The sequence below is a fragment of the Flavobacterium sp. genome (assembly GCF_040379285.1).
In the GTDB taxonomy this organism is placed as follows: Bacteria; Bacteroidota; Bacteroidia; order Flavobacteriales; family Flavobacteriaceae; genus Flavobacterium.
The window spans coordinates 52,783-66,028 of sequence record NZ_JBEILJ010000008.1; the positions used below are offsets into that span (position 1 = coordinate 52,783).

Genomic DNA, 13,246 nt, shown 5'->3' on the forward strand with positions numbered 1-13,246 from the left:
TAGCCTGCGATGGATGTTTATGGTGAAGAGTTAACAAAAATTAATTAATTTTTAGGAGTAATGCAGAATAAAGGACTCGTTAAGTTTTTTGCAATTTTATTTGCTTTGGTAAGTATTTACCAGCTTTCATTCACTTTTGTAGCGAATGGAATTAAGAAAGACGCCAAGGCATATGCCGAGCAAAAATTGGCACAAATCAAGAAAAAACCTATCCCAGGGCAACCTCTTCCGGAGTTGAATACACTGGAGGTAAGTTATTTGGATTCATTGAAAAAAGTAGAGGTTTTCAGTCTTGGTTTTGCTGACTACACCTATGAGGATGTAAGCAACAAACAAATCAACAAAGGGTTGGACTTAGAAGGAGGGATTAACGTAATCCTTCAGATTTCAGTGAAAGACGTATTACGTGGTTTGGCCAATGAGTCTAAAAATGCAGTTTTCAATAAAGCGTTGGATAATGCGGCCAAAATTCAACAAGGAAACGAGTCGTATTTAGATGCCTTCTTCCGTGCTTTTGATGAAGCATCAGCGGGGACTTCTGTAAAGTTAGCTTCTCCTGATATTTTTGCCAACCGCAACTTGTCGGATGAAATCAACTTCAACATGACCAATGATCAAGTGAAGAAAGTCATCCGTCGTAAAGTTGACGAGTCGGTAGATTCAGCTTTTGGAGTATTGCGCAAGCGTATTGATAAATTTGGGGTAACCCAACCGAATATTGCCAAATTAGGACAAACTGGTCGTATTTTGGTTGAATTGCCAGGGGCTAAAGATGAAGACCGTATCAAGAAATTGTTACAGTCAACTGCGCAATTGGAGTTCTGGGAAACCTACCGTGTGGATGAGTTGGGAGGCTTTTTACAGACGGCTAATGAAGCGTTGAAAGCGACTGAAAAAGCAACAACGGCTACCACTGCGCCTTCTGCCAATGACTCTATCGCGAAGATGTTGGGTAACAGCAAATCGAAGGATACTGTGGCAGGAGCCAAAGGCAACAATCCGTTGTTGGATAAATTTGTTTCTATTGGTGGCGGTCCTGTATTAGCGATTGTTTCGGTTCAAGATACGACCAAAGTAAATAACTATTTACGTCGTCCAGAAATTCGCAACTTACTTCCAGCCGACAAGCGTTTTGCGAAGTTTGTATGGAGCAAAGGGACTACGACGAAAGATCCAAAAACAAAGAAAGAGAGTCAAACGTTTGAATTGTATGCTTTAAAAGGCAACAAAGACAACAAGGCACCTTTAAGTGGTGGTGTTATTGTGGATGCACGAGATACTTTTGACCAAATGGGTAAACCAGCGGTTTCGATGCAAATGAACGGTCAAGGTGCCAAAGTTTGGGAAGAAATGACTGGAAAAGCCTATACCGACAAAGGATTCATTGCCATTGTATTGGATAATGTGGTATATTCTGCGCCGGGTGTTTCTTCGGGTCCGATTGCCGGTGGACGTTCTGAAATTTCAGGAAACTTTGATGTGGCTGAAACCAAAGACTTAGCTAATGTATTGCGAGCAGGGAAATTACCAGCGGCGGCAGAAATTGTTCAATCGGAAGTGGTTGGACCTTCTTTGGGTCAGAAAGCCATCGATGCTGGAACGATTTCTTCTATTGTAGGATTGATTTTAGTATGTTTCTGGATGATGTTCTACTACGGAAAAGCGGGCTTGTATGCCAATATGGCATTGATTGTAAACTTGTTGTTCTTGTTTGGTATTTTAGCAAGTTTAGGAGCGGTATTGACCTTGCCAGGTATTGCAGGTATCGTTTTGACTTTAGGAACTGCGGTAGATGCCAACATTATTATATACGAACGCGCCAAGGAAGAGTTGCGCGATGGGAAATCATTGAGCGATGCAGTACGTTCTTCTTACGGATGGAAAGGAGCAATGCGTTCGATCATTGATGCCAACGTAACACACGTATTGACTGGAGCCATTCTTTTCATTTTCGGTACGGGTCCTATTCAAGGGTTTGCGACCACTTTATTGATTGGTATTTTTACGACTTTGTTTACATCGATCTTTATTGCACGTATTTTCATTGACAAAGACGTAGCGGGCAACAAACCGTTGGCCTTTACAACACCAATTACCAAAAACTGGTTTACAGGGTTCAATTTTGATTATATAGGTATTAAAAAGTATTCGTATATCTTCTCTTCGTTAGTGGTAGTCGTAAGTTGCGTTTCGTTTTACTTCAATGGATTGGATGAAGGTGTTGACTTTGTAGGAGGACGTACGTTCCAAGTGAAGTTTACCAATGCAGTAGAGCCTTCTGTTATCGCTGAAGCCTTGACGAAAGAATTTGGTACTACTGTTGAAGCTAAAGTTTTTGGAGATGACGACCAGTTGAAAATAACGACCAAATACAAAATTAAAGACGAGTCTGTTAATACAGATAAAGAAGTAAATGAAAAACTTTACAATGCTTTAAAAAGTTATTTCCCAGGCACTTCATATGAGCAATTCATCAATAATTACGATGGTAAAAAGATTGGTGTTTTACAGTCTTCCAAAGTTGGGGCAGCGATTTCAGCCGATATCAAAACCAACTCTTTCTGGGCGGTTATTGGTGCTATGGCGATTGTTGGATTGTATTTGATTATTTCATTCCGTAAATGGCAATACTCTTTGGGAGCAATTGCTGCGGTTTTCCACGATGTGATCTTTGTATTGGGCGTGTATTCATTGTTCTACAAATACGCACCGTTCCACATGGAAATGGACCAGCATTTTATTGCTGCGATTTTGACCGTAATTGGATACTCTATGAATGATACGGTAATTGTATTTGACCGTGTGCGTGAATACTTGGCCGGTGATCGAAAAGGACACTTTAAAGATGTTGTAAACGCTTCTATTAATACTACCTTATCCCGTACGTTGAATACTTCTTTGACGATGATTATGGTATTGTTAATCATGTTTATCTTTGGAGGTGAATCGATTCGTGGTTTCGTATTTGCGATGTTGATTGGTATTATTGTAGGAACCTATTCCTCATTGTTTATTGCAACACCGGTATTGGTTGATACAATGAATAAGAGCGCTATTGATGATATTGAAAAACGTCACTTCACTGATCAGCAGTAAGCGAATTTAAACTGTACAAAAAACGCCATTCCTTTGTGAGTGGCTTTTTTTTTGAACCGAATTTATCTCCGCTTTGGGTTGTATTCCCGTAATTAAAGAACAGTTTGTTTGCTGAATTATTGTCTAAAATAGTGTTGGGTAGAAACAGTAATAGTTTCGCTGTAAATTCAACCTAAGTCAAGCGATTTGCCGCTTCGTTATGGAAAGGAAAAAGAGGGACCCTTTTTTTAGGGCACAAAAAAAACGCCCCGAAAGGCGTTAGATAATATGATAAGTAAATTTATTATAATTCAATATCTTCAGGTAACGGTTTTTCAGCCATAAATAAGAAGTATAGTCCTACGAGTATAAAAGGGATACTTAACCATTGTCCTGTAGTAAACTGTCCGAAAACATCTTCTAACCCCCCTTGTTTTGACTTGACAAATTCCACAGCAAAACGAATGGACCAAAGCGCAATTAAGAATACCCCAAAGATAAGTCCGTGTTTCTCTGCCGCTTTGGTTCGCCAATATAAAAAGAACAGTAAGGCAAAGACGAAGATGTAACAAAACGACTCATACAATTGCGCGGGATGACTGTAAGGTACTTGTGCTAGGAGGGAGGCAAATTTAGGATTGCTAACGAGGGCATCATAAGCGGCATCGGGATTCGGGATACCTGTTTTGGCCATGATCGTTTCGGGACTGTAATATTCTCGCACAAATTTAACCGCAAAAGGATTGGAGGCATTCGTAGCTAAACCTGTAATTTCAGAATTAAAAAAATTACCAATGCGGACAAAAACAGCGCCACTTGCTACGGGGATAACTACACGATCGAGTACCCAAAGTAACGGTCGATTGATGATTTTTTTACTGTAAAAATACATCGTTATAATGATAGCAATAGCGGCACCATGACTGGCTAAGCCTGCAAAACCGGTAAATTGAAATTCAGGTTCAAAACGAAAGGGTAGGAGGATTTCTAGTTTATGGTTTTTAAAATATTCCCAATCGTAGAAGAAGACTTGTCCCAAACGCGCGCCCAACAAAGTGGCTAAAACCGTCCAAATGAACAAAGTGTCCAATTTTTCCATGGATTCTTTTTCATTTTCATAAATACGTTTCATGATATACCACCCCAAAGCAAAGGCGATAACAAACATGAGGCTATAAATACGGATGGTCAAGGGTCCAAGATGGATACCTTCCATAGGGTTCCAAATCATTGTTTTTAGGTATTATATTACCTCCAAAAATAAGGAATTAATTTGGGGTGTGCCTTAAAAATATGTTATAAATCCGATTGATTTTTTGGGGGGACAGGGTCGTAGCCCGATTTTCCCCAAGGGTGACAGGATAGGATTCGTTTGATACCCAGCCAAGTTCCTTTGATAGGACCGTGTAAGCGTAAAGCTTCCATACAATAGTTGGAACAGGTAGGGTGAAACCGACAATTAGCGGGCGTATAAGGTGAAATGGCTACTTGATAAAAACGAATGACTATCAGTAGGGGCGCTACGATAATTTTTTTGAGCATACGTTTACAAGGTAAATGTTGTCCCGTCTTTACCGTCTTTTAGTGTGATTCCTAAAGCGGCCAAACGATCGCGAATTTCGTCGGAAAGTCCCCAGTTTTTATTGGTACGGGCTTGGTTTCGCATGGCAATTAACATTTCGATGACCCCCGATAATTTATCGCTGTGAGAGGCTTCTTTTTTACTGTTGCGAATTCCCAAAACTTCAAAAATAAAGGCTTTTAATGTTTGTTGCAAACGTTCTATATCAGCATCAGTCAATGTTTCCTTTTGATCATTGACTAAATTAATCCATCGTACTCCTTCAAACAAGTGGGCCATCAGAATGGTGGTGTTGAAGTCATCGTTCATGGCTTCATAACATGAAGCAATCCATTCAGAAACATTTAAAGTCGATACGTTACTTGGTTTAAGTTTTTCGATCAAATCAATGGCTTCCATGAGACGTTGGTATCCTTTTTCACTAGCCATCATCGCCTCGTTAGAAATGTCGAGTACGCTTCGGTAGTGGGCTTGCAGAAAACAAAATCGAACTACTGCAGGATCAAAAGCTTTTTCAAAAAAAGCATTGGTTCCTTCAAATAAATCCATGGGGAGAATATAGTTTCCTGTGGATTTACTCATACGCAAACCATTCATGGTAAGCATATTGGCGTGCATCCAGTACCGTACAGGATCTTTCCCATTACATGCTTTTCCTTGTGCTACTTCGCATTCGTGGTGTGGGAATTTAAGATCCAACCCTCCTCCGTGAATATCAAATTGTTCGCCAAGGTATTTCGTACTCATGGCGGTACATTCTAGGTGCCAACCTGGAAATCCTTCACCCCAAGGAGAATTCCACCGCATAATGTGTGCTGGGGATGCTTTTTTCCAGAGGGCAAAATCTTGTGGGTTTTTCTTTTCATCTTGACCGTCTAAGTCTCGTGTATTGGCCAGAAGCTCTTCAATATTACGGTTGCTTAAAGTACCGTAGTTGAGACCTTTTTGGTTGTACGCCAGCACGTCAAAGTACACAGATCCCTTACTTTCATAAGCAAACCCTGTTTCAATAAGTTTTTGGGTTAATTCTATCTGCTCCACAATATGCCCAGTGGCTGTGGGTTCGATACTGGGGGGTAACAAATTAAAAAGTTCGAGCACCCGATGAAAATCAACCGTATATTTTTGAACCACTTCCATGGGTTCGAGTTTTTCCAACCGCGATTGTTTCACAAAGCGATCATTATCGACGTTACCATCATCGGTGAGGTGCCCTGCATCGGTGATGTTGCGTACATAGCGAACTTTGTATCCTAAATGCGTGAGGTAGCGGTAAATCATATCAAAACTCATAAACGTCCGAAGATTTCCCATGTGTACATTGCTATACACAGTTGGGCCACAGACATACATGCCCACATTGCCCTCTACCAAAGGAGTGAATACCTCTTTGTTTCCGGTGAGTGAATTGTAAATTTTAAGCGTTTGGTTTTGATGTAAAGGGTTCATGAGGTTTAGAATTGGGTGTCCAATTTAATATAATCTAAAAATTCACGGCGAACGGCTTCTTCTTTAAATTTGCCTCCAAATTCAGCGGTAACTGTACTGCTTTCAATGTCGCGAATTCCACGAGAATTGACGCATAAATGCTTGGCATCGATGATACATGCAACGTCTTCAGTGTTTAAAACCTCTTGCAATTCGCGAACGATTTGTATGGTGAGACGTTCTTGCACTTGCGGACGTTTCGCATAATAATCAACAATACGATTCATTTTGGAGAGGCCAACTACTTTACCATTGGAAATGTAGGCAACATGGGCACGTCCCACAATAGGGAGTAAGTGATGCTCGCAAGTAGAATAAACGGTAATGTTTTTTTCTACAAGCATTTCGTTGTATTTGTACTTATTTTCGAATGTAGACGAACTTGGTTTTTTTTGGGGATTGAGTCCACCAAAAATTTCTTTCACAAACATTTTAGCTACACGATTTGGTGTTCCTTTAAGGCTATCGTCAGAGAGGTCCATACCCAAGGTGTGTAAGATGTTTTGTACATCTTTTTTAATCAGCGCTATTTTTTGATCTTCGGTCAGTTCAAAGGCATCTGTTCGGAGGGGAGTAGACTCATTCGTAGCGATGTGATTGTTGCCAATATCGTCGTGTAATTGATCTTCAGAAATCATGCGTAAGTAAGCGTTTTTTTTACAAAAAATTGAACCGCAAAGATAGCTATAAATGGCTTAAAAAGTTCAGATTCTCATTCAAAATTAAAAAACAAGTATTTTAAGAAATTGTTACTTTAAATTTAATTATTTTTAGGCCTTAAAAATTACGCTATAATGAAACTTTTTACGATCAAATTATTCTTTACAACTCTGTTTATTTATCAGTTAAATGCTCAAAATTTATTGGTTAATGGTGATTTTGAATCTGGAGGAGTAGGGACTGGTTTTAACATAAATGCAACAGGGTATACGTTTGTTGCAGCTCCAACGGGGACAACAAGCGCGGGGAATTATGCTATTGCAACAAACCCGCAACCCTACAACACCGCAAACTTTATTTCGACAGGGGATCACACTTCAGGAATTGGAAATATGATGTGGTTTGACGGTAGTTCCGATGGTGGAAACCCGAGTTTTTGGAAAGCTGGAAATAATGGTGGTGGCGTTTGTGGTTTGGTGGTGGGTGCAACCTATACGTTTCGGTATTGGGTGCGTTCGATATCACCCAATGTAACGGGACCAGCGACACAAGCCGATATTCGAGTGGTGTTTAACAATGCTACAGTGACGTCTTCACCCGCTTCAACGTTGGCGCCCTTAACCACAGCAGGGTGGGAGCAGCGCGTTTATACCTTTACCCCAACAAATTCTTGTGTAAATATTGAATTACGTAATTTTAATACAAGTTTTGTAGGCAATGATTTTGCAATTGACGATTTAGCCGTTTTACCTCCGCCACAACCGTTAGGAGTTCGATTTTCAACAGTAAGTCCGTTGTGTGCAACTCCCGCTACGGGCTCTATTGCTTTATATGGAATTGGAGGAACGGCTCCCTACACGAACTTTGCTGTTACGGGACCAGTTACCCAAAATAACGCAACGGGTATTTTTACCAATTTGCCAATTGGTACTTACACCGTCAGTGTTACCGATACGGCGGGAAATACAGCTTCACAAAATAATGTCACCATTGTTCCTGCGGCGAATCCGTTGATTGTTTCTCCCAATACGAGTATTTGTTTAGGAGGGAATACTACTCTATCGGTAAACGGCGGAACTACCTACACATGGACTGCTTCCCCCGCGGATCCCTCATTAACCAATCCTACGAGTGCAACACCTGTTGTGAGTCCCACAACAACAACGACTTACACGGTAACTTCACCAGCTAATGTTACCCGAAATTTAATTTTCAATGGTGATTTTACTCAAGGAAATGTTGGATTTAGTTCGGATTATGCTTTTTTACCCGTTAATACCATTTCAACGCAAAAGATTTATGGTATTGTGACCAATCCAAATACATGGTTTACACTCTTTACCAACTGTCCTGATCATACGACAGGTTCTGGTAATATGATGGTAGTTGATGGTTCAACCTCCAATGGTGGTACTGATATAGTTTGGCGCCAACAAGTTCCTGTGACAGCTGGTTCTGTGTATACATTTTCCTATTGGGTTCAATCTGTAGCCTTACTCAACTATGCTACTTTACAAGTTCGTATCAATGGAATTGCATTGGGAGTTGCTCAAGCCCCCTCCACAATTAATTGTGGTAACTGGACGCAAGTAACCTACACATGGAATTCAGCGGCGAGTACAGTAGCGGATATTTCAATCATAAATACAAATACAACACTTCAAGGGAACGACTTTGCTTTGGATGATATTGCTTTTACGACGAATGTCACTTGTAATGCAACGCAATCAGTTACCGTTACAGTTTCAACTTTGTCAATCACAGTTCCCTCCAATCAAACTTATTGTACAGGGGCTTCAGTCCCAGCACAAGTATTTTCTAGTTCTCAGCCGGGAACTACTTTTACTTGGACCAATTCGAATCCCAACTTAACAATAGGAGGTGCAGGAACAGGAAATATAGCTTCATTTACTGCAAGTAACAACACGACAATTCCCCAAACGGCTACAATTACTGTTACGGGCTCCTTGAGTGGTTGTGCTGATGTAACATCCTCTTACACGATAACGGTCAATCCTAGACCAGAGGTAATGGTCAATAATGTAGTGAAATGCTTGGGCGATAGCTCACCAGCAGTAATTACAGCTACTCCTTCATTTCCGGGGACCTATACTTATGTGTGGACTGTTCCAACAGGAGTACCTGCGCCGGGGAATGTGGCCTCCTTTAATACAACGATTCCAGGAAATTACTCGGTGACCATTACCAATACCATAAGCGGATGTTCCGCAACAGCCCCGTTTCCTGGGGTGTTTTCTATTGTAACCGATTGTTGTACGAATGATTTTGATGTTACAGCGACCGATCAATTGCTGTGTAATGATACCAGTTGTGCAGTATTGAATGCAAGTTTTTTAGACATAAAAGATACGACATCCTACACAGTAAGTTCGATTCCGTTTGCACCAGAGAATCCTCTAGGAGTTTTTCCAACAGCTCTCTGCGCAGATGACGATTCCTATTCTGGAGTTGTAGTAATGCCTTTTCAATTTAGTTTTTTTGGACAATGTTATAATCAATTTCAGTTAAGCACCAACACCTATTTAACATTTTTGGCAAATAACCCCAATTGTAATGGTGGAAGTCCTTGGCCTTTTTCACAACCTGTTCCCAATCTAGGTGCCCAAAATGCTGAATATTTGAATTCTATTTTCTTCCCGATGCAGGATACGAATCCAGAATTGCCTTCGAATCCAGCCGTTCAAATCAATTATATAGTAGATGGAATTGCTCCATGTCGAAAATTTATCATTAATGTTCGCAATATGCCTTTATTTCAATGTGGTTCATCGCTAGGGTTACAGGAAAGTCAATTGGTTTTATACGAGGGTACAAACATCATCGATATTCACGTCACCCGCCGTTCGGTTTGTGGCTGGAACGGTGGAAATGGGGTTATTGGTATTCTGAATGCTGCGGGAACATTGGGTTACACTCCACCTGGGCGAAATACGGGGCCTTGGGCAGCGAATAATGAATCTTGGCGTTTTACTCCATCGGGGAATTCTTTGACTACGATTCAATGGTTGGATGGTGCCACTGTAATAGGAAATACGCCAAGTATTGCGGTTTGTCCAACCTCCACAAAAACGTATACTGCACAAGTACGTTATAATGTTTGCGGTACGGTTCGCACCGTAACCAAACCCATTACAATTGAGGTTAGTCCCGATGATACACAACCCGCCCAAGCGATTGAAAACTGTTTGCCCAACAATGTTTTCAATTTAACTACAAATGAGCCAACAGTACTAGGTCCTTTGGTAGGATCGGGTGATTATGAAGTGTATTATTACACGAATCAATCAGATGCCGAAAATTTAGCAGCGAATTCAATTGGTAATCCTTCGGCTTATGTGTTGAGTTCAGGGACAAGTCAAACCATTTACATGAGTTTGTATAATATTTTTACGGGTTGTATTCGTATTCGTCCGTTTACTATTTCTATGATTGATTGTTCGGTTTGTCCAACAATAACAAATCCATCCGCTACGCAAGTACTATGTTTGGGTGCCGACGTTGATCCATTATCCGTTTCTACAACTTTTACTGGTACCGATGCTATTTCCTTCGTTTACTTTACAACACCACAGGTTGGAACTAACATGTATACAGGTGGAACATTATTGGGGAATGCTACACCCAATGCGTCCAATGTAGCCACATATAATCCAGGAATACTAGGAACCGCGGGTTCTTTGCCCAATGTGTTGGGAACCTACTATGTTTATGCAATTGCAAATCCAACTCCAAGTAATCCTTCCTGTCGTGTATTTGGATTTATTGAAGTTCAAGTAACCTCTAATTCTTTCGTCCAATTGACAAGTTTACCAACGACCTCCAATCAAGTTGTTTGTGTAAACCAAACAATTGATCCGATTGTCTATACATTTGGAGGAACCGCTACAGGAGCTACAGTAACTGGGCTCCCACCCGGTGTTACTTTTAATGTTGTTGGCAATCTCGTTACAATTTCAGGCACCCCTACAACCATTGTAGGTTCTCCGTTTAACTATTCTTTGATTGCGACAGGAAGTACTTGTGGAGCGCCCACAGCTTCAGGGACAATTACCATAGAACCCATTGGGACATTGAATTTAACATCTGCTGGAGCTACGGCTAACCAAACAGTATGTGCTAATTCACCCATAAATACAATCACTTATACTTTTGGAGGAACGGTAACGGGGGCTTCAGTTGCAGGTCTTCCTGCGGGTGTTTCTGCCACTGTTACGGGTAATACCGTGACCATTAATGGTACTCCTACTTCAGCTGTTGGTTCGCCATTCACTTACACGGTATCTACAACAGGTGGAAATTGTGGAACACCCTCATTAACCGGTACGATTACGGTAAATCCAGTTACAACCCTTGCATTAACGTCAGCCGCTGGAACAGATAATCAAACTGTTTGTGTTAATTCACCCATTACCCCGATTGTTTATACTTTCGGAGGGTCTGCTACTGGATTTGTGGCTAGTGGTTTACCTGCAGGTTTAAATCAAACTGTTTCAGGAAATACGTTAACCATCAGTGGATCACCATCGACAATCACAGGTTCTCCATTTACCATAACAATACAAACTACAGGAGGAAATTGTGGTACTCCATCCTTAACAGCTACCTTAACGGTACAACCTCAAGCGACGCTTGTTTTGACATCTGCTGTAGCGACTACCAATCAAACCTTGTGTGTGAATACTCCAATAACAGATATTGTATACACTTTTGGTGGAACAGCAACCGGTGTAAACGTTGTAGGTTTACCTCCAGGTGTAACGGTTCAAGTAGTGGGTAATGTTGCCACTATCTCTGGAACTCCAACCAATAATGCAGGTTCGCCCTTCAATTATACCATAACAACGACAGGTGGAAATTGTGGTGCACCTTCTCTAGCAGGAACGATTACTGTAAATATTGGTGCCACTCTCGTGTTAAGTTCAACGCCATTTTTGGCCAATCAAACAGTTTGTATCAATGAACCTATTACCAATATTGTGTACACTTTTGGAGGTTCGGCAACTGGAGCGACGGTTACTGGACTTCCAACAGGAGTTTCTTCCACGATTTCAGGGAATTCAGTCATAATAAGTGGAACTCCAAGTGTTTTAGCCGGTTCACCATATACATTCAATGTAGCAACTACTGGGGGCACTTGTGGCGCTCCTACCTTAACAGGAACGATTACTGTTCAACCGTTGGCAACCTTAGCACTGACATCAGCGCCTGCTACTGCGGCACAAACGGTGTGTGAAAACGGAGCGATCAACGCTATCACCTATACTTTCGGTGGAACAGCTACGGGAGCTTCAGTTACGGGATTGCCCAATGGAGTGACCGCTACGGTTACTGGAAATACGGTAACGATAAGTGGGTCCCCTGTTTCAGCAGCGGGTTCACCGTACACGTATACCGTGACAACAACAGGTGGTGCATGTGGTTTCCCTTCCTTAACGGGAACCATTACTGTGAATCCAACCGATACGTTGGTATTAACTTCTGCACCAGCTACTGCAAATCAAACCGTATGTTTGAATGCTACCCTGCAACCGATAGTGTATACTTTTGGAGGAACCGTAACCAATGCTACTGTAACAGGGCTTCCGAGTGGAGTTACCGCCTCAGTAACAGGAAATACGGTGACAATTTCGGGTGCTCCATCGGTATTGAATGCTTCACCCTATACGTTTACGGTATCGACAACGGGTCAGTGTGGCGCTCCTACCTTAACGGGAACGATTACTGTGCAACCGTTGGCAACCTTAGCACTGACATCAGCACCTGCCACTGCGGCACAAACGGTTTGTGAAAACGGAGCGATCAACGCTATCACGTATACTTTCGGAGGAACAGCTACGGGAGCTACAGTAACGGGATTACCCAATGGAGTGACCGCTACGGTTACTGGAAATACGGTAACGATAAGTGGGTCACCTGTTTCAGCAGCGGGTTCACCGTACACGTATACCGTAACAACGACAGGCGGTGCATGTGGTTTCCCATCATTAACGGGAACTATTACGGTTCAACCCACCGCCACCATGGTGCTTTCTTCACCAGTTGGAACTAATATTCAATCGGTTTGTGCTTTTGCACCAATCGCAGATATTCGTTACACCATAGGAGGAACGGCAACGGGTATTTCGGTAACGGGATTACCTACAGGTGTTAATGCTGTTTTCAATGGGAATGTTACCACCATCAGTGGCACTCCTACGGTACCGGGTGTATACAATTTTACAGTAACCTCTACGGGTGGAAATTGTGGAGTTGTTGTGCTAACAGGTTCAATTACTGTAATCACCGCTCCCACAGCCAACACCCCCACCCCTTACGAAGTGTGTGATGACAACAACGATGGTGTGGCTTGTACTTTTGTTTTGAGCACTAAGACTCCAGAGATTACTACCAATCCCAACGTGCAGGTGAGTTACCACTTAA

General features: G+C 41.7%; 6 protein-coding genes. 2 read left to right on the top strand and 4 right to left on the bottom strand.

Annotated elements, in window-relative coordinates:
* The first annotated feature begins 60 nt into the window (after positions 1 to 60).
* A complete protein-coding gene (gene secDF / locus ABWO12_RS03240; RefSeq protein WP_353087172.1) occupies positions 61 to 3,096 on the top strand; it encodes a protein translocase subunit SecDF in 3,036 nt (1,011 codons plus the stop codon).
* Positions 3,097 to 3,379: 283 nt separating this feature from the next.
* On the opposite strand, the gene lgt is transcribed toward secDF, so the two are convergent.
* From lgt to folE, 4 genes are all read right to left on the bottom strand, one after another.
* The gene (lgt, locus tag ABWO12_RS03245; RefSeq protein ID WP_353087174.1) at positions 3,380 to 4,306 is read right to left on the bottom strand and encodes a prolipoprotein diacylglyceryl transferase; all 927 of its coding nucleotides are present in this window, start codon (positions 4,304 to 4,306) and stop codon (positions 3,380 to 3,382) included.
* A 65-nt stretch (positions 4,307 to 4,371) separates the two neighbouring features.
* A complete protein-coding gene (gene yidD, locus ABWO12_RS03250) occupies positions 4,372 to 4,617 on the bottom strand; it encodes a membrane protein insertion efficiency factor YidD (RefSeq protein ID WP_353087176.1) in 246 nt (81 codons plus the stop codon).
* 4 nt (positions 4,618 to 4,621) lie between these two features.
* Complete coding sequence (cysS, locus tag ABWO12_RS03255; RefSeq protein WP_353087178.1) at positions 4,622 to 6,106, bottom strand: cysteine--tRNA ligase; 1,485 nt, start codon at positions 6,104 to 6,106, stop codon at positions 4,622 to 4,624.
* Between the two features lie 5 nt (positions 6,107 to 6,111).
* Complete coding sequence (gene folE, locus ABWO12_RS03260) at positions 6,112 to 6,783, bottom strand: GTP cyclohydrolase I FolE (RefSeq protein WP_353087180.1); 672 nt, start codon at positions 6,781 to 6,783, stop codon at positions 6,112 to 6,114.
* 156 nt (positions 6,784 to 6,939) lie between these two features.
* Between folE and ABWO12_RS03265 the strand changes: the two genes are divergently transcribed.
* Positions 6,940 to 13,246, top strand: a 6,307-nt coding sequence (locus ABWO12_RS03265) for a beta strand repeat-containing protein (protein WP_353087182.1), incomplete at its 3' end; no start/stop codon positions are given.

Bases quoted from the DNA above. Each gene is read 5' to 3' on its own strand.
- cysS (WP_353087178.1), bottom strand. From the start codon at position 6,106: ATGAACCCTTTACATCAAAACCAAACGCTTAAAATTTACAATTCACTC.
- lgt (WP_353087174.1), bottom strand. From the start codon at position 4,306: ATGATTTGGAACCCTATGGAAGGTATCCATCTTGGACCCTTGACCATC.
- secDF (WP_353087172.1), top strand. From the start codon at position 61: ATGCAGAATAAAGGACTCGTTAAGTTTTTTGCAATTTTATTTGCTTTG.
- yidD (WP_353087176.1), bottom strand. From the start codon at position 4,617: ATGCTCAAAAAAATTATCGTAGCGCCCCTACTGATAGTCATTCGTTTT.
- folE (WP_353087180.1), bottom strand. From the start codon at position 6,783: ATGATTTCTGAAGATCAATTACACGACGATATTGGCAACAATCACATC.